Origin of the sequence: Cellulosimicrobium sp. E-16 (genome assembly GCF_049913115.1) — a bacterium.
Taxonomy (GTDB): domain Bacteria; phylum Actinomycetota; class Actinomycetes; order Actinomycetales; family Cellulomonadaceae; genus Cellulosimicrobium.
Map to the genome: position 1 here is coordinate 1,041,756 of NZ_CP183974.1, position 17,162 is coordinate 1,058,917.

Genomic DNA, 17,162 nt, shown 5'->3' on the forward strand with positions numbered 1-17,162 from the left:
GGCGTGCGACGCGACGGATCGCGCGGGCCGGGCTGGGCACGTGCGACCCTCCTGGGTGGCGGCGCTGCCGCCACCCAGGACTGTGGTCTCGCCGGAGATCAGGCGAGCCGCCGGGCTGCCTGGCGGACGAACGAGCGCGGGTCGCCCGCCGCGAGCTTCGCGTACTTCTCGAACTCGAGTGATCCGATCTGGTGCAGGACGTGCAGCGCGGCGATCCGCTGGTACTCGAGGCCGGACTCCCAGGCGGCGACGGCACACCCCTCCGCAGCCGGTACGCCGAGCTCGCCGAGGGAGAGCAGCGCGCGACGCCGGACGTACTCGTCGTCGTCGGCGAAGAGCGTCAGGAGCAGCGGCGTCGCGTCAGGCCCGACGGCGGGAAGATAGGCCGCGATCTGCCACCGTGCGTCGGGCTCCGCGGACTCCGGCGCGGCGCACACCTGCTCGGCGATGCCGGCCAGCGTCGCCGGGTGCTCGGAGAGCAGGTCTGCCAGGTCCTCGACCTCGTTGTCGCGCGCGAGGAGGTAGAGGAAGGAGGCCTTCTCTACGTCGCTCCATCGCGTGAAAGGGCGTTCGCCGACGAGGTCACGGGCGCAGGCGTACGTCGCGGGCCACTCCTCGTAGTCCGTCTCCCACTCGCCGAAGTCCTGCGGATGCGTCTGCGCCCAGGAGGCGAACGTCTCGGCGGCACGCACGATGTCCATCGCGCGACCGTATGCGGGTCGGGCTCGTCCCGGCCAGAGCATTGGCAGGCCTGGACGTGCGAGGCGAACGGTCAGGCCCCGACGGCGGGCTCCGCCTCGTTCTCGGTGTGGCTCGCGAGGCGGGCCGCGGCCTCGCCGATGTGCTCGGCCATGACGCGCTGCGCCGCCTCCGGGTCGCCGCCCGCGATGGCGTCGACGATGAGCTCGTGGGTGCGGGCGTGCGCGACGCGCGCCTCGGGCTCGAGCGCGGCGTTCGCGGCGCGCAGGAACCCGGTGATGCGGCTGCGGAGCTGGGCGTTGAGCGTCATGAGCATGCGGTGGTCGGCCATCTCCCAGAGCTGCTCGTGGAAGCGCCGGTCGAGCTCGAAGACGCGCGCGTTGCTGCCCTTCTCCGCCGCCTGGACCATCTGCTGCACGGTCTTGCGCAGCCGAGCCTCCTTGGCGGGGTCCCACGCGTCCTGGACCCGCACGACGGCGAACTGCTCCAGCAGCGTGCGCAGGCTCGAGATCTCCTCGAGGTCCCGGCTCGTGAGGGCGGCGACCCGCGCGCCGCGGTGCGGGAGCCGCTCGACGAGGCCCTCCTGCGTGAGCCGCGTGAGCGCCTCGCGGACGGGGATGTGGCTCGTGCCGAGGCGTTCCGCGAGCTTGCGCTCGACGAGCCGCTCGCCCGGCGCGAGGTCGCCGCTGAAGATGGCCTCGCGCAGCTCGACCGTCACCCGGTCGGCGACGTTCTGGTCCGGCACGCTCTTGAGCGCCATGGCTTCTCCGTGGTGTCGTGGGGGCGGCGGGCTCGGATCGTCGTCGGTCGACGCCCGAAGGATAGCGGCCACGGCGCCGTCCCTGGTCGGACGTATCGACCGAGCAACATGCTATAGCATCGGCACTCCCGAGCCCAGAGGAGGTGCGATGGTCGCCCTGCACACGCGGGCCCCCGTCCCCGCGTTCGTCGGCCTGGCGGGCGTCGCCGTCCGCGACGTGACGCCCGACCCGGGCATCCGGGCGCGCAACTGGGGCCCGGCCGACTGGGACGTGTCCGAGGGCGCGCACCGCGCCATGACGCTCACGGCGGTCGCGCTCGCGGAGGAGCGAACCTCCGCTGACGAGGCCGCCGACCCGCTCGTGATCGTGACGGTCGACGGCACGTGGTGGCGCCGGGTCGACGACGAGGCGACGCTGCGCACGACCGTCCTCGAGGCGACCGGCCTGCCGGTCGAGCGCCTGCTCGTCTCGCTCTCCCACACCCATGCCGGGCCGGTCCTGTGCTCGGGCGACGCCGATCTCCCGGGCGGTGCCCGCGGCGTCGAGTACCTGCGCGACCTCGCGCGCGCCGCAGCCGACGCCGTGGCAGAGGCGGTCGCTGCGCTGCGGCCCGCGACCCTCGAGTGGACCACCGGCCGCTGCGGCCTCGCGTCCAACCGCGAGGCGCTGCTCGACGGCTGCACCGCGGGCGCGGCCGGGGCGACGGAAGGCTCGCCGCCCCGCCCGCTCGTCGGCTTCAACCCCGACGCCGGCACCCCGCGGTCGCCCGGCGCCGACCCCGCGGACGACACGGTCGTCGTCGGGCGCTTCACGGCGCGCCCGGCGCCCGCTGCCGGGGAGGCGCGGCCCGACGGCGTCGCGCACCCGGGCGAGCCCGTCACCCTCGCGACCATCGTCAACTATGCGTGCCACCCGACGACGCTCGCGTGGCAGAACCGGCTCGTCTCGCCCGACTACGTGGGCGCGATGCGCGACCTCGTCGAGCGCGAGACCGGCGCCCCCGTCGCGTTCCTCCAGGGCGCGTCGGGCGAGCTCGCCCCGCGCGAGCAGTACACGGGCGACACCGCGGTCGCGGACCGGCACGGCACGTCCCTCGGCCACGCGGTGCTCGCCGCGCTCGCCGAGCTCCCGCCGCCGGGCACGGAGCTCGAGCTGACCCACGTCGTCGAGTCCGGCGCGCCGCTCGCGGTCTGGGAGCCCGCGCCGTCGGCCGCGCTCCCCGGCAGCGACAGCGGAGCCCGTCCCGACGCCCGCACGCTCGCCGCCGTCGAGGAGCCCGTCACGCTCGACCTGCGCGACCTCCCGACGTGGGACGAGCTCGAGGCCGAGTGGGCAGGCATCGACCCCCGCTCGCGCGAGGAGCGTCTGCGCCGCGCCCGCAACCTGCGCGACGGCTACGTCACCGGACCGACCGTGCCGCACCCCACGTGGGTGTGGCGCGTGGGCGAGGCGCTGCTCGTCGCGCACCCCGGCGAGGCGTACTCACGGCTTCAGCGCACGGTGCGCGCCCACGCCGGGGCGCGGCCCGTCGTCGTCGCCAACCTCACCAACGGCCCCGGCTTCGTCTACCTGCCCACGCGCGAGGCGTACGACGTCGGCGCCTACCAGGCGTGGCAGTCGCCGCTCGCGCCCGGCTCGCTCGAGCGCCTGGAGCGGCACGCGTGCGCCGTTGTCGACGACGTGCTCGCCGGCATCGCGGCCTGGCCCCCCGGCGCGGTCGCGCCACCGCACGCCGCACCCGCGACCCCGACCCGTCCCGTCCCCGAGGAGGACCAGTGACCAGCCCCGCCCCCGACGCCCCGCGCGTCCCGCTCGCCGTCGTCACCGGGGGAGCGGCCGGCATCGGCCGCGCCGTCGCCGAGCGCCTCGCGGCCGACGGGTTCCGCGTCGTGTGCGCGGACGTCGTGCAGCACGACCTGCCCGCGCTCGACCTCCACGCCGTGCCCGACGGTCCCGGGCTCGTGTGGGCCCCGCTCGACGTGACCGACCACGCCGCCGTGCGCGCCGCGTTCGACGACCTCGCCGCCGCGTTCGGCGGGATCGACGCGCTCGTCAACAACGCGGGCATCCAGCGCCACCGCGCGCTCGAGGACCTCACGTGGGACGAGTGGTCGGCCGTCGTGGACGTCAACCTGCACGGGGTCTTCGCGTGCCTCCAGGCCGCGGGACGCCACATGCTCGCCGCGGGGCGGGGAGCCGTCGTCAACATCTCGTCCGTCTCGGCCCGTGGGTCCGCGGGGCGCGCGCCGTACTCCACGACCAAGGCCGCCGTCATCGGGCTCACCGCGACCGCGGGCGCCGAGTGGGCCGCGCGCGGCGTGCGGGTGAACGCCGTCGCGCCGGGCTACATCGACACCGGCGTGTTCCGCCAGGGCGTCGCGCAGGGCACGCTCTCGGAGGAGACGATCCTCGCGCGCATCCCCGCACGCCGGCTCGCCCAGCCGGAGGAGATCGGCAACGCGGTCAGCTGGCTCGTGTCCGACCAGGCCGCGTACATGGTCGGCCAGACCGTCTACGTCGACGGCGGCTTCCTCGTCGACTACGGCGTGCCGCTCGCCAAGAAGCCGGAGTGAGCGTGGGGCCCGCCGCGCGCGTCGTCGCCGTCCGCACCGCGACGACGGTCGTCCCGCTGCCGCAGCCGCTGCGCCTCGGCGCGATGACGGTCGAGCGCCGCGAGTACGTCGGCGTGCGCGTCGTCGCCGAGACGGACGACGGCCGCACCGTCGCGGGGGAGTCGTACGCGCTCACCCGCGAGGCGCCCATGGCCGAGCTCGTGGACCGGCTCGTCGCTCCGCACGTCGTGGGCCGCGAGGTCGTGGCGTCCGACGGTGTCACCGCGCGAGAGAGCGTCGGCGCCGCGTGGGACGCGGCCCTGCGCGGGTCCGCGATCGTCGGCCGCGTCGGCCTCGTGCGGCGCGCGATCGGCCTGGTCGACGTCGCGCTGTGGGACCTCGCGGGCCGGCTCGCCGGTCGCCCCGTGTGGTCCCTGCTCGACGACGGGGCGGACCTCTCCGGGGCCGTGCGCCCGGGGGCGGCGGAGGACCGGGAGGCGTCGCCCGGAAGGGTCCCCGCGCCGCGGCCCGCGATCCTCGTCGCCGCGTACCCGACGCCGGGCCGCACCGCGCGCGACGTCGCGGACGAGGTGCTCGCGCACGCGCGCTCGGGGTGGCCGCTGCTGAAGATCTCGCGCTCGCCCGACCGGGCGCTCATGCGCGACCTGCTCGCGATCCTGCGCGCCGAGCTGCCCGACGTCACGGGCCGGCCGACCGTCGCGGGGCGCAGCGGCGTCGTCGTCGACGTGGGCTTCGGCTGGCGCGACGCGGACGAGGCGCTCGCGGACCTCGACGCGTGGGGTGTCACAGGGGCGGCGGGACAGCCCGGCGACGCCGAGCCCGCGCTCGCGTGGCTCGAGGACCCGCTGCTCCCCGAGGACGCGGTCGGCGCCGCGCGCGTGCGCGACGCGTCCGGGCTGCCGCTCTCGGTCGGCGACGAGGTGACCGACCCCGAGGTGTTCGCGCACCTGGCGATGCTGGGCGCGCTCGACGTGCCGCGCGTCGACGTCGTCGCGATCGGCGGCATCACGGTCGCCGACCCGCTCGTGCGCGCGTGGGCCGCGCGCGGCATGGTGGTCTCCAGTCACGTGTATCCCGAGGTCAGCGCGCACCTGGGCGGGGCGGCGGGCATCGGCGTCGAGACGTTCGACCGCTCGCCCGCGGGCAACCCGTACGACCCCGCACCGCTGCTCGTGCGCGGCGGTCCGGTGTTCGACGGCGGTCACGCGACCCCGCCCGACGCCCCCGGCCTGGGCTTCACGCTCGACCCCGACCGCTTCGACCTGGAGGCACCCTCGTGACCGGACCCGCGGCAGGCCCCGTGAGCAGGCACCTGAACAGGCACCGCAGCGTCGTCGTCACCGGCAGCGGCAAGGGCATCGGCCGCGCGGTAGCCGCGCGCCTCACCGCCGACGGGTGGACCGTCGTCGGGCTGGAGCGCACCCCCGGCTCGGGGACGGTCGAGGAGGGCGTGTGCGCCGCCGTCGTCCTGGGTGACTCGCGCGACCGCGAGACGCATCGCGAGGCCGCCCGTGCCGCGCGCGAGCTCGCCCCGCTGGCGGGGTGGGTCAACAACGCGGGCATCACCGTCCGCACGCCGCTGCACGCGCTCGCCGACCCGGAGCGTGCGGCGCAGGTCGAGCAGGACGCGCGCGACGTCGTCGAGATCAACGGCCTCGGCTACCTGTGGGGCTGCGCCGCCGCGGTCGAGGCGTTCACGGACCAGGTGAGCGGCGGGTCGATCGTCAACATCGGCTCGATCCATGGGCGCGCGGCGTTCGCCGACCACGCCGCCTACGAGCTGACCAAGGGCGGCATCGACGCGCTCGCACGGTCCGTCGCCGTGACGTACGGGCGGTACGGGATCCGTGCCAACACCGTCGCGCCGGGCGGGGTGCGCACCCCGCACCTCGACGCGCAGATCGCGCGCGCCGCCGACCCCGCCGCCGAGGAGCGCGCGCTCGCGGAGGGACCGCCGCTCGGGCGCATCGCCGAGTCCGCGGAGGTCGCCGCGCTCGTCGCGTTCCTGCTGTCCGACGAGGCGGGCTACGTGTCCGGCCAGTCGATCGCCGCCGACGGAGCGTGGACCGCGTCGTTCGGCAACCCGCCCCACGACCCCGACCTCGACGCGCGCTACGGCCTCGCCTGACCTGCGGCCAGGACGCCGCGTCGGCCCAGGTGCTCGTCCTTCGCGCGGCGCGGGGTCCGGTCGGGTGCGGCGAAGGAGACACCGATCTCGCGTGCGCGGCGAAGCCCCGCGTCGCGGTTCGGCGCGTTGTGGTCGCCCTCGACGTCGTAGACGAGGTGGCTCTCCACGTCGTCCAGGCCGCAGTACGCGAACGTGCCCACGTCGATCTGGGTGCGCATGGCGTCGTCGTACCCGTACTTCTCGTAGGTCCGCCGGGTGGACCCGCCCACGCCGAGCACGGCGGTCGGGACGCTGCGCAGGAGCGAGCTCAGCGGCTCCCGACCGCGGTCCTGGACCCCGCTCCCGTACTGGTAGGCCCAGCCGCCCGTGAAGACGCGCTCGATCCAGCCCTTCATGAGGGCGGGCATCCCCCACCAGTACACGGGGAAGACGAACGCGAGCCGGTCCGCCGCCTCGACCCGTGCGTGCATGTCGGCGATCTCCGGTGGCACCGGCCCGCCCCAGAAGTGGGCGTGGTCCTCCGGCGTGAAGCGGGGGTCGAACCCCTCCTGGTGCAGGTCGAGGACGTCGACGTCGTGCCCGGCGGCACGGAACGGCTCATGGAACGCCTCCATGACGGCTGCCGGGTAGGAGTCGGCGACCGGGTGGGCGAAGACGGTCAGGAGTCGTGAGGTCATGGGTACATCCACCTCTCTCTCGGGGGTGCGGGCGGTGCGCCCGTCGCCATGCCGGTCAGCCGGTCAGCCGGCGAGGCGCACGAGCGTCGTCGCGGCAGCGCGCGCCGCGACGACCGCCCCGGCACCGCGGTAGGACGCGGCCGAGACGGCGCCTTCGAAGAGCACGAGGACCTGCTCGGCGAGCGGCTCGTCCTCGCGGCCGAGGTCGTCGACGACGGCCCGCCGGACGAGGGCGACGAGCCGGTCGCGGTAGTCCGCGACGGCCGTGACGACTCCGGAGACGTCCCCGCCCGTCTCGGCCAGGGCGCGCAGGAACAGGCAGCCGCGGGCGCCCTCCGAGGCCGTCCACGCCGCGAGGGTCGAGAACAGCGCGTCCACGCCTCGGACGTCGAACGCCGCGAAGAACCTCTCGGCCCGGGCGCTCAGGACCGCCGCGACGAGGCCATCCTTGCTCCCGAGGTGCTTGTAGAGCGTCCGGGAGGAGACGCCCGCCTCCTGCGTGAGCCGGTCCATCCCCGTCGCGGCGAAGCCGTGCCGGTCGAAGACCTGCTCGGAGCTCAGGACGATGCTCGCCCGCGTCGTGCTCATCGCTCCAACGTACAACGATCGTTTTACATCCGCGACCCGTCGACGAGTGGCGCGCGACGCGCGGCCCGAGCAGGAGGGCGGCGAGGCACGGGAGCGTCGTGATCGCTCGTCATCGGACGGACGGGTCGACGGCGGCGCGTGCTGGTGACGGGTGTCGGTAGTCCCGCGGGAGAGGCTCCCACGGGCCCCACCCGTCGTCGTCGTATCGGCAGCGGAACCACCGCTCGTCGTCGTCGGCGAGCTCGCCGGGGACCCTGGGCGGCGGATCCGTCGGCGTCCAGCGGCCCTGGATGTGCTTCTTGTGGAACCCGGCCTCGCGGATGCGTCGTCGCGCGTGGTCAGCGTCCGCCGCGCGACACAGGTACAGGCCGGTCCAGGAGTCGGCCCCGGCGTCGAGCACGGAGACGCCGTACACCCCGGCGCCGTCCGGGCGGTGTCGCGCCCTGATCTCGGCGCGTGTCGGTCGCGACCTGGTCATGCCCAGGAGTCTGCCAGCGCGGCGTCAGCCCTTGACCATGCTCGCGCGGGTGATGAGGCCGTCGCGGACCTCGAAGGTGGCGATCGTCTCGCCGGTGCCGTTCGACGTCGTGACGAGCTCGCGCGCGACGAGCCAGCGGTCGCCGAACGTCACGGACGCGTCGATCACACAGTGCAGCGCGGCGTCCTCGAACCGGCTCGCGTAGAACGCGCGCAGGGCGTCGCGACCGACGATGAGCTCGGGCGTCACGCCGCTCACGACGGCGTCGGGCGCGTAGGTCGCGCAGAACGCGTCGAGATCGCGGACGTTGAAGGCGTCGACCTGGGCGGTGACGACGGCGGACGGAGTGGTGGTCACGGGACTGCCTCCTCGGCAGGGGGGACGGGGAACGCTCGGCCTCGCGCGGTGGCCGAGCCGGGGAGCGGGCGCCGCGTGCCGCGGCGCGCCAGGAGCGTCAGTCGATCCGGACGCCGCCGTTGACGTCGTACGTCGCGCCCGTGACGAACCCGGCGCGCGGGGAGGCGAGGGACGCGACGACCCACGCGACGTCGTCGGGCGTGCCGAAGTCCCCGAGGGGGATGGACGCGGTGAGCCCGGCGCGGGCGTCGGGGGCGAGCTGGTCGGTGATCGCGCTCGTCACGGGGCCCGGCGTCACGGCGTTCACGCGGATGCCCTCGCCCGCGAGGATGCGCGCGAACGAGCGCGTGATCGCGAGGATCGCGGCCTTGCTCGCGGCGTAGTGCACTCCGGTCTTGAGCGCGCCCTGCTCGCCCGCGATGGAGGAGAGGTTGACGATCGCGCGGTCGCGCTCGGTCCGCTCGCCGGCCGTGACGGTCGCCCCCGCGGGTTCCGGCCGGTCCGCGCGCAGCAGCGGGAGCGCGGCGCGCGACAGCACGAACGTGCCGCGCGCGTTGGTCTCCATGACCAGGTCCCACTCGTCGAGCTCGATGTCGTCGAGCGCGCGGTAAGGGCACACGCCGCCGTTGTTGACGAGCACGTCGAGGCGTCCCCAGGCGTCGGTGACCTCCGCGACGAGCGCCTCGACGGACGCGGTGTCGCGCAGGTCGAGGCGCGAGACGCGGGTCGCGGCGCCCTCCTCCTCGCACCGGGCGGCGGTGGCGCGCGCGCCGGCCTCGCCGCCGGTGTACGTGAGCCAGACGTCGTGCCCGTCGCGCGCGAGCTGGAGGGCGGTGGCGGCGCCGATGCCGGAGCTGGCGCCGGTGACGAGGGCGAGGCGGCGGCGGGCGCCGTCCGGGGCAAGGGTCATGAGCCCACGCTATAGCATCCGAGCGGCCCGAGGGTTGGTCGAGGGTGCTATTTGCTATAGCATCCCTGCCATGACAGCCGACACCGTCGTCATCACCGACTGCGACCTGCCCGGGACCGCGTGCGAGGACACCCTGACCGCCGCCGGGCTGCGGGCCGTGCGCGCCGCTGCGCGCACCGAGGACGAGGTGATCGCCGCCGTCGAGGAGGCCGCCGCGAGCGGGTCCGCGCCGTCCGCGCTCGTGGTCCAGTGGGCCCCGATCACCGCGCGCGTGCTCGACGCCGTCGCCAGGCCGGGCGGGGTGCGCATGGTCTCGCGCATGGGCATCGGCTACGACATGGTCGACGTCGCGGCCGCCACCGAGCGCGGCGTCGCCGTCGCGAACACCCCGACCTACTGCATCGAGGAGGTCGCGAGCCACACGGTCGCGATGATCCTCACGCTCGACCGCGGCCTCGTCGCCTACGACCGCGCGCTGCGCGCCGGCACGTGGGCCCCGACGGCGCAGCACGCGGCGCGCCTGTCGAGCACCGTCGTCGCGGTGATCGGGTACGGGCGCATCGGCTCCGAGGTCGCGCGCTCCGCCCGGGCGCTCGGCTACCGCGTGCTCGTGCACGACCCGTTCGTCGACGCGCAAGCCGTCGCCGCCGACGGCCACGAGATCGTCGGGCTCGACGAGGCCGTCGCGCGCGCCGACGTCATCACGCTCCACGCGCCGCTCACCGACACGACCCGCCACCTGCTCGACGCCCGCACCCTCGCGGCCGCGAAGCCCGGGGTGCGCGTGGTCAACACGTGCCGCGGGCCGCTGATCGACGAGGACGCGCTCGCCGACGCGCTCGCGTCCGGCCACGTCGGCTCCGCCGCGCTCGACGTCTACGCGACCGAGCCGCTGCCCGCGGACTCGCGCCTGCGCACGCTCGACAACGTGCTGCTCACCCCGCACGCGGCGTGGTTCTCGCCCGAGGCGATGCAGGACCTGCCCGTGCACACCGCGCGCAACGCCGTCGACTTCCTCGCGGGCCGCCCCGTGCCGTCGATCGTGAACCCGGACCACGCGCGCGCCCTCGCCTGAGAACGCGCACACTGCTCTCGCCGCGGCGTCCGCAGCACGCTGCGGTCGGCCCGCCCGCCCCAGAGACCTAGGAGACCCACCCGTGCAGCTCGTCCGACTCGGCCCCCTCGGCCAGGAGCGTCCCGCCGTCCGTGAGAACGGGGTCGTCTACTCGCTCGAACCGCTCACCGCCGAGATCGACGGCGCGTTCCTCGCGGCCGACGGCGTCGGCCGGGTCCGCGCGGCGCTCGCCGCGGGCGCGCTCCCCGTGCTCGACGGCGCGGACGAGCTGCGCGTCGGCGCACCGGTCGCGCGGCCCACGGCCGTGGTGTGCGTCGGGATGAACTACGCCGAGCACGCCGCCGAGTCCGGCTCGACGCCGCCCGATGTCCCGATCGTCTTCTGGAAGCACTCGAACACCGTCGTCGGCCCGTACGACGACGTCCTCGTGCCGCCCGGCGCGACGACCGTCGACTGGGAGGTCGAGCTCGGCGTCGTGATCGGACGCCGAGCGCGCTACCTGTCGTCGCCCGAGGAGGCGCTGGACCACGTCGCGGGCTACGTCCTCTCCCACGACGTCTCCGAGCGCGACTACCAGATGAAGGTCTCCGGCGGTCAGTGGTCCAAGGGCAAGAGCTGCGAGACGTTCAACCCGCTCGGCCCGTGGCTCGTCCCTGCCGACGAGGTGGAGGCCCAGGACCTCGGGCTCCGGTCCTGGGTCAACGGCGAGCCCCGCCAGGACTCGACGACGGCCGACATGATCTTCGACGTCGCGTACCTCGTGCACCACCTGTCGCAATACATGGTCCTCGAGCCCGGCGACCTCATCAACACCGGCACGCCCCAGGGCGTCGCGCTCTCGGGCCGCTTTCCGTACCTGCGCGACGGCGACGTCGTCGCGCTGGAGATCGACGGCCTGGGCCGCGCGGAGCAGCGCGTGCGCGACGCCGTCCGCTGAGCCTCGACGGCTGCCTGCCCGCGCCCTGCTCCCTCCCGCTCAGCCGGCGAAGGGGAGCGTGGGCAGGCCGCGCACCCCGGGCCGCGCGACGTACAGCGACCCCGACGCGGCCTCGTCCGGGTCGGGCGTCCCGAAGCCCTGGCGCGACGTCGTGACGTACAGCTCGTCGAGCCCGTCGCCGCCGAACGTGCACGCGCTGACCTGCGACACCGGGAGCGGGACGACGGCGTCGAGCGTGCCGTCGGGGGAGTAGCGCCGGACGGCGGAGCCGCCCCAGAGCGCGACCCAGACGCCGCCCTCGGCATCGACCGCGATCCCGTCGGGCAGACCGTCGGCCGGGTCCACGGAGGCGAAGGGTCGGCGTCGCACGAGCCCGCGCGGGTCCTCCGCGACCGGCACCACGTCGAGCACGTCGACACGGTGCGTGAGCGAGTCCGTCCAGTAGGCGCGCGTGCCGTCGGGGGAGAAGGCGAGCCCGTTCGCGCACGTCACGTCCTCGACGACGACGCGCGACGTCCCGTCCGCCTCGACGCGGAACAGCGCGCTCGCGCCCGGGCGCGCGCCGTCGGCCATGCCGCCCGCGTAGAAGGCGCCGTCGGGACCGGCCGCACCCTCGTTGAGGCGGGTCGTCGGGTCGTCGAAGAGCGCCGGGAGGGGTCGCACGGGGGAGTCGTCCGAGTCGGCGACCGCGAGCCCGCGTGCGAGCCCGACGACGAACCCGCCGCGGGTCCGCGGCCGCACCACGGCCGCGTGGTCGCCCACGTGGAGGCGCTCGACCGTGCCGTCGGCACGGAGCGTGAGCAGGTCGCCCGCGAGCATGTCGAGCCAGCGCAGCCCGCCCCACGACGGCGACCAGACAGGTCCCTCCCCGTGGTGCGCGACGGGTCCGGTGACGTTCTCCACGGCGATCTGGGGCACCGGACCATCCTCCCCGACGCGCGCGGTCAGGGCGGACGCCGAGGGCTCACGACCGCCCGAGCTCGACCGGCTCCGTGACCACGTCCACCATCGCCTCGCCCCGCAGCACCGTGATCTCGAGGCGACGCCCGATCGCCTCGTCGAGCATGAGGCGCTGGAGCGACTGCGCCTCGACGGTGTCGGTGCCGCCCGCACGGATCATCAGGTCGCCGACGCGCAGCCCGGCCGCGTCGGCGGGGCTGCCGGGGACGACGTGGACCACGCGGAGCGCCAGGTCGTGGCCCGTGCGCGCGGCGAGGTCGGGCGCGACGGCGACCGGCTGGCTCGCGACCCCCAGGTACGCGCGCCGCACCCGCCCGTCCCGCACGAGCGCGTCGACGATGCGTCGGCTCGTCGCGTTCATCGGGACCGCCAGGCCGAGCCCGACGCCCGCGACCGCCGTGCTGACGCCGACGACGCGCGCGTCGGCGGTCGCGAGCGCGCCGCCCGAGCTGCCCGGGTTGAGCGCGGCGTCGGTCTGGATCACGTCCTCGACGATCCGCGCCGCCGTCCCGTCCCGCGTCGGCAGCGAGCGCCCCAGCGCGCTCACGACGCCCGCCGTCACCGACCCCGAGAGGCCGAGCGGGCTCCCGATCGCCACGACGAGCTGACCGACCACCAGCTCGTCGGCGTCGCCCAGCGACACCGGGTCCGGCGTCTCTCCCCGGGCGCGCACGACCGCCAGGTCCGAGAGCGAGTCCGTGCCGACGACGTCGAAGGCACGCGTGGTGCCGTCCGAGAACGCGGCGGTTCCGCCCGCCGCCGGACCGACCACGTGGGCGTTCGTGAGCAGGAGCCCGTCGGCCGTGAGCACGACCGCCGAGCCTCCGGCCTCGCGCGCCCCGTGCCGCAGCCGCAGCGCCGCGACGGCCGGCATGACACGGGCCGCGACGCCCGAGACGGTCCGCGAGTAGTCGTCGAGAGGTCCCATGTCGGGTCAACGCCGGATGCGGACGAGGCCGTCCGGCGTTCACCGTCGGCGGACGGGACCCTGCCCGCCGAGGCGTAGGGTGGACGCATGATCACGCAGAGCTGGTGGTGGCTGCCCCCGCAGCCGTGACCAGTCCTGCCCACGTCCCGAGCTGCGCGCCGCAGCCGGGACGTCGTCATGTCCGGGCCGGTCCGGTCCTCGACCGGGCGTGGTGCGTGGCTCCCCACCGAAGGAGAGCACCATGACCACGACCCTCGAACCGAGCGAGACGACTCACCCGACCGCCACCGCGCCGTCGTCCGGCGCCTCGTCCGCACCGGCTTCCTCGACCGCGTCCGTGGCCGCCGCGCGCGAGCGGTCCGCGCAGATCGAGGAGCGCCTCGCGGCAGACCCGTCCGGATTCCGCGTCCTCACGGGCGACCGCCCGACCGGCGCGCTGCACCTGGGCCACTACCTCGGCACCCTCGCGAACCGCGTCCGGCTCCAGGACGACGGCGTGGAGGTCGTGCTCGTCGTCGCCGACTACCAGGTCATCACCGACCGCGACGACGCCGGCGACCTGCGCGGCACCGTCCGCGAGGTCGTCCTCGACTACCTGGCCGCCGGGATCGACCCCGCCCGGACGACGATCTTCGCCCACTCCGCCGTCCCCGCCCTCAACCAGCTCCTGCTCCCGTTCCTCAGCCTCGTCACCACCGCCGAGATCGAGCGCAACCCGACCGTCAAGGCCGAGGCGGTCGCCGCGGCGGCCCGGCAGGGCCGGCCCATGAGCGGCCTGCTGTTCACCTACCCCGTGCACCAGGCGGCGGACATCCTGTTCTGCCACGGCAACCTCGTGCCCGGCGGGCAGGACCAGCTCCCGCACGTCGAGCTCACGCGCACGATCGCGCGCCGCTTCAACCAGCGCTACGCCGCCGCGCAGCCGTACTTCCCCGAGCCCGACGTGCTGCTCGCGCCCGCGCCGACCGTCCTCGGCACGGACGGACGCAAGATGAGCAAGTCCGCGGGCAACGCGCTCGAGCTGCGCGACGACGAGGACGCGACCGCGCGCTTCGTGCGCCGCCACCGCACCGACTCCGAGCGGCACGTGACCTACGAGCCCGAACGTCGGCCGGAGGTCGCGAACCTGCTCACGCTCGGTGCGTTCGCGGCCGGGACGACGCCGGAGGCGCTCGCGGACGAGGTCGGCGCCGCCGGGGCGGGCCGCCTCAAGCACGTGGTGACGGAGGCGCTCGTCGAGCACCTGCGCCCCCTGCGAGCCCGACGCCGAGCCCTCGCCGCAGGCGACGGCCCCGACCCGCTCGACGTGCTGCGCGAGGGCAACGCCCGCGCGAACGCGACCGCCGAGCGCACCCTCGCCGACGTGCGGGAGCACATGGGGATGGCCTACTGATCTGCCCGGCGGAGCTCCGCGCGCCACAGGCCGCGCCCGCCCGGTGCGGGCAGGTCCAGCCGCTCGACCGAGACGGCGACGAGTCCGTCCTGGCCGAACGCGTCGATCTCGGCTCGGGTGAGGGGCCAGGGCGGCCCGTCGTCGTCGGGCTCGTCGGCGACGGCCTGGATCACGAGGAGCGTGCCGCCCGGCCCGACGAGGGAGCGCACTCCGGCGGTGAGCTCGCCGCGGACGACCCGGTGCACGGCCTGGACCGTGTAGACCTCGACGACCAGGTCGAACGCTCGGCGCCACGCAGCAGGCAGGTCGAGCAGGTCGCCGACGGCGTACGTCACCGCCGACCCGGGGCGACGGTCGCGCGCCGCGGCGACCGCGGACGGCGCGACGTCGAACGCGGTCGTGACGTAGCCGAGCCGGGACAGGTGCTCTGCGTCGGCGCCGAGCCCGCACCCGACGACGACTGCCGTGCGGTGCTCCCCGTCCGGCGGGGCGACGACCCGCTCCGCCAGCGCGGGGTGCGGGTCGTCGTGATCCCACGGTGTCGTCACGGTGCCGCTCGCGGCGGACGCCCAGAGCTGCTCGAACCAGGCCGTGGGGTGGGCGTCGTCTGCCCTGCCCAGCTGGTCGGCCTCGGACTGCCAGGCACGTCGTTCGACCATGCGAGAGACACTAGCCGCGCCCGGCCCCGGCGCGCGCGGTCACGCGCCCAGCCGGTCCCGCAGCCGGGCGAGCTGTGCCCAGAGCTCGTCGGGGACGCGGTTGCCGAACGTGTCGAAGAACTCGGCGGTCAGCTCGGCCTCGGCGAGCCACTGCTCGGGCGAGACGTCGAACAGCGCGTCGAGGTCGCCGTCGTCCATGTGGAGGCCGCCGAGCTCGAGCGCACCGGGGGCGGGCAGCAGGCCGACGGGGCTCTTGACGGCACCGCAGTCGGTGCGCACGCCGCGCGAGCGGTCCACCTGCGCCGCGATCCAGGCGATGACGCGCGAGTTCTCGCCGAACCCGGGCCACAGGAAGCGGCCGTCGGCGTCCTTGCGGAACCAGTTGACCTGGAAGATCTTGGGTCGCTTCTCGGGGTCGAGCGACGCCCCGACGCGCAGCCAGTGCGCCCAGTGGTCGGCCATGTTGTAGCCGCAGAAGGGCAGCATCGCGAACGGGTCGCGGCGCAGCGCGCCGACAGTGCCCTCGGCGGCCGCGGTCTGCTCGGAGGAGATGGTGGCGCCCATGAAGACGCCGTGCTCCCAGCCGTACGCCTGCGCGACGAGCGGGACGTTGGTCGCGCGGCGTCCGCCGAAGACGATCGCGTCGATCGGGACGCCGTCGGGGTCCTCCCAGGAGTCGGCGATCGTCGGGCACTGCGCGGCGGAGACGGTGAACCGCGAGTTGGGGTGCGCGGCGGGGCGACCGGAGTCGGGCGTCCAGTCCTGGCCGGTCCAGTCGGTCAGGTGCGCGGGCGGCTCGGGCGTCAGGCCCTCCCACCACACGTCGCCGTCGTCGGTGAGCGCGACGTTCGTGAAGATCGTGTCGCGCGCAAAGGTCTCGACCGCGGCGGGGTTGGTGTCGACGCCGGTCCCCGGTGCGACGCCGAAGAAGCCCGCCTCGGGGTTGATGGCGCGCAGCCGCCCGTCGGGCCCGGGACGCAGCCAGGCGATGTCGTCGCCGATCGTCTCGACCGTCCAGCCGGGGATCGTGGGGCGCAGCATCGCGAGGTTCGTCTTGCCGCACGCCGACGGGAACGCGGCGGCGAGGTGGTAGGCGCGACCCTCGGGAGAGGTCGCGCGGACGAGCAGCATGTGCTCGGCGAGCCAGCCCTCGTCCCGCGCCATGGCCGACGCGATGCGCAGCGCGAAGCACTTCTTGCCGAGCAGCGCGTTGCCGCCGTACCCGGAGCCGTACGACCAGATCTCGCGCGTCTCGGGGAAGTGGACGATGTACTTGGTGTCGTTGCACGGCCACGGGACGTCCTCGGAGACCGCGCCCGTGTCGTCCACCAGGGGCGCGCCCACCGAGTGGACAGCCGGGACGAACGGGGCGCCGGCATCGATCAGGTCCATGACCTCCTGGCCGACGCGCGTCATGATCCCCATGCTCACGACGACGTACGGCGAGTCCGTGACCTCGATGCCCACCTGGGAGATGGGGCCGCCGACCGGTCCCATCGAGAACGGCACGACGTACATCGTGCGGCCGCGCATGGAGCCCTCGAACACGCTGCGGAGCTCGGCGCGCATGGCCTCGGGCTCGCGCCAGTTGTTCGTCGGGCCGGCGTCGACCTCGGCGCGCGAGCAGATGAACGTGCGCGACTCGACGCGCGCGACGTCGCTCGGGTCGGACCGTGCGAGGTAGCTGCCCGGGCGCAGCTCGGGGTCGAGGGGCAGCAGGGTCCCGGCGTCGACGAGGAGGTCGGTCAGCCGCTGCTTCTCCACCGCGGAGCCGTCGCACCACACGATCGCGTCCGGCTCGGTGAGGTTCGCGATCTCGCGCACCCACGCGCGGGCGTCGCGCGGGCGCGGGTCGCCGCTCCCGAACACGGGGACCGAGCCGGACGTGGCGCGCAACCCGACGAGGTCGGTCTCGACGTCGTCGAGCAGGGCGGCGGATCGCGTGCGGCGCGGGTGGACGGTGCGGGCGGCTGTGCTCATCGGGGGCGCTCCCAGGGGTCGGCGGTGGCCTCGTGCTCCTTCCACCCTCACGCCGCGAC

At 75.1% G+C, this 17,162-nt stretch carries 18 protein-coding genes; 7 read left to right on the plus strand and 11 right to left on the minus strand.

Annotated features, from left to right (window positions below):
• Positions 1 to 98: 98 nt before the first annotated feature.
• Positions 99 to 701, minus strand: coding sequence for a HEAT repeat domain-containing protein (locus tag ACN9MS_RS04595; protein WP_426310925.1), 603 nt, complete (start codon positions 699 to 701; stop codon positions 99 to 101).
• Between the two features lie 71 nt (positions 702 to 772).
• Positions 773 to 1,459, minus strand: a complete 687-nt coding sequence (locus tag ACN9MS_RS04600; RefSeq protein WP_426310926.1) for a GntR family transcriptional regulator — start codon at positions 1,457 to 1,459, stop codon at positions 773 to 775.
• A gap of 148 nt (positions 1,460 to 1,607) precedes the next feature.
• Here ACN9MS_RS04600 and ACN9MS_RS04605 point away from each other — a divergent pair, with 148 nt between their 5' ends.
• Genes ACN9MS_RS04605 through ACN9MS_RS04620 form a run of 4 tightly spaced genes read left to right on the plus strand, consistent with a single transcriptional unit; the run spans position 1,608 to position 6,161 of the window.
• Complete coding sequence (locus ACN9MS_RS04605; protein ID WP_426310927.1) at positions 1,608 to 3,239, plus strand: hypothetical protein; 1,632 nt, start codon at positions 1,608 to 1,610, stop codon at positions 3,237 to 3,239.
• Positions 3,236 to 4,033, plus strand: a complete 798-nt coding sequence (locus ACN9MS_RS04610; protein ID WP_426310928.1) for an SDR family NAD(P)-dependent oxidoreductase — start codon at positions 3,236 to 3,238, stop codon at positions 4,031 to 4,033. The genes ACN9MS_RS04605 and ACN9MS_RS04610 overlap by 4 nt, the downstream gene beginning before the upstream one ends.
• Positions 4,030 to 5,313: an enolase C-terminal domain-like protein gene (locus ACN9MS_RS04615; RefSeq protein ID WP_426310929.1), complete on the plus strand. Its 1,284-nt coding sequence runs from the start codon at positions 4,030 to 4,032 to the stop codon at positions 5,311 to 5,313. Before ACN9MS_RS04610 ends, ACN9MS_RS04615 begins: the two co-directional genes overlap by 4 nt.
• A 20-nt stretch (positions 5,314 to 5,333) precedes the next feature.
• The gene (locus ACN9MS_RS04620; protein ID WP_426310930.1) at positions 5,334 to 6,161 is read left to right on the plus strand and encodes an SDR family NAD(P)-dependent oxidoreductase; all 828 of its coding nucleotides are present in this window, start codon (positions 5,334 to 5,336) and stop codon (positions 6,159 to 6,161) included.
• On the opposite strand, the gene ACN9MS_RS04625 is transcribed toward ACN9MS_RS04620, so the two are convergent.
• The 5 genes from ACN9MS_RS04625 to ACN9MS_RS04645 all read right to left on the minus strand — a co-directional run bounded on the left by ACN9MS_RS04625 (position 6,146) and on the right by ACN9MS_RS04645 (position 9,171).
• Positions 6,146 to 6,838, minus strand: a complete 693-nt coding sequence (locus ACN9MS_RS04625; RefSeq protein WP_426310931.1) for an NAD(P)H-dependent oxidoreductase — start codon at positions 6,836 to 6,838, stop codon at positions 6,146 to 6,148. The two genes, ACN9MS_RS04620 and ACN9MS_RS04625, sit on opposite strands and share 16 nt — an antisense overlap.
• A 63-nt stretch (positions 6,839 to 6,901) precedes the next feature.
• Complete coding sequence (locus ACN9MS_RS04630) at positions 6,902 to 7,426, minus strand: TetR/AcrR family transcriptional regulator (protein ID WP_426310932.1); 525 nt, start codon at positions 7,424 to 7,426, stop codon at positions 6,902 to 6,904.
• A gap of 109 nt (positions 7,427 to 7,535) precedes the next feature.
• Positions 7,536 to 7,904 carry a hypothetical protein gene (locus ACN9MS_RS04635; protein WP_426310933.1) on the minus strand — a complete coding sequence of 123 codons (369 nt, stop codon included), beginning with the start codon at positions 7,902 to 7,904 and terminating at the stop codon, positions 7,536 to 7,538.
• A 24-nt stretch (positions 7,905 to 7,928) separates the two neighbouring features.
• Positions 7,929 to 8,261 carry a nuclear transport factor 2 family protein gene (locus ACN9MS_RS04640; RefSeq protein ID WP_426310934.1) on the minus strand — a complete coding sequence of 111 codons (333 nt, stop codon included), beginning with the start codon at positions 8,259 to 8,261 and terminating at the stop codon, positions 7,929 to 7,931.
• Between the two features lie 97 nt (positions 8,262 to 8,358).
• Positions 8,359 to 9,171: an SDR family NAD(P)-dependent oxidoreductase gene (locus tag ACN9MS_RS04645; RefSeq protein WP_426310935.1), complete on the minus strand. Its 813-nt coding sequence runs from the start codon at positions 9,169 to 9,171 to the stop codon at positions 8,359 to 8,361.
• A 70-nt stretch (positions 9,172 to 9,241) separates the two neighbouring features.
• Between ACN9MS_RS04645 and ACN9MS_RS04650 the strand changes: the two genes are divergently transcribed.
• Positions 9,242 to 10,246: a C-terminal binding protein gene (locus tag ACN9MS_RS04650; RefSeq protein WP_426310936.1), complete on the plus strand. Its 1,005-nt coding sequence runs from the start codon at positions 9,242 to 9,244 to the stop codon at positions 10,244 to 10,246.
• A gap of 82 nt (positions 10,247 to 10,328) precedes the next feature.
• The gene (locus ACN9MS_RS04655; protein WP_426310937.1) at positions 10,329 to 11,183 is read left to right on the plus strand and encodes a fumarylacetoacetate hydrolase family protein; all 855 of its coding nucleotides are present in this window, start codon (positions 10,329 to 10,331) and stop codon (positions 11,181 to 11,183) included.
• Positions 11,184 to 11,222: 39 nt separating this feature from the next.
• Here ACN9MS_RS04655 and ACN9MS_RS04660 read toward each other — a convergent pair whose 3' ends face one another.
• The gene (locus ACN9MS_RS04660; protein ID WP_426310938.1) at positions 11,223 to 12,101 is read right to left on the minus strand and encodes an SMP-30/gluconolactonase/LRE family protein; all 879 of its coding nucleotides are present in this window, start codon (positions 12,099 to 12,101) and stop codon (positions 11,223 to 11,225) included.
• Between the two features lie 46 nt (positions 12,102 to 12,147).
• Positions 12,148 to 13,071 carry a S1C family serine protease gene (locus tag ACN9MS_RS04665; RefSeq protein WP_426310939.1) on the minus strand — a complete coding sequence of 308 codons (924 nt, stop codon included), beginning with the start codon at positions 13,069 to 13,071 and terminating at the stop codon, positions 12,148 to 12,150.
• 241 nt (positions 13,072 to 13,312) lie between these two features.
• Between ACN9MS_RS04665 and trpS the strand changes: the two genes are divergently transcribed.
• A complete protein-coding gene (gene trpS, locus ACN9MS_RS04670) occupies positions 13,313 to 14,464 on the plus strand; it encodes a tryptophan--tRNA ligase (protein ID WP_426310940.1) in 1,152 nt (383 codons plus the stop codon).
• Here the strand turns inward: trpS and ACN9MS_RS04675 are convergent.
• Positions 14,458 to 15,123, minus strand: a complete 666-nt coding sequence (locus ACN9MS_RS04675) for a class I SAM-dependent methyltransferase (RefSeq protein WP_426310941.1) — start codon at positions 15,121 to 15,123, stop codon at positions 14,458 to 14,460. The genes trpS and ACN9MS_RS04675 overlap by 7 nt on opposite strands.
• A 39-nt stretch (positions 15,124 to 15,162) precedes the next feature.
• On the minus strand, positions 15,163 to 17,103 hold the full coding sequence (locus tag ACN9MS_RS04680) for a phosphoenolpyruvate carboxykinase (GTP) (RefSeq protein WP_426310942.1): 1,941 nt from the start codon (positions 17,101 to 17,103) through the stop codon (positions 15,163 to 15,165).
• Positions 17,104 to 17,162: the final 59 nt, after the last annotated feature.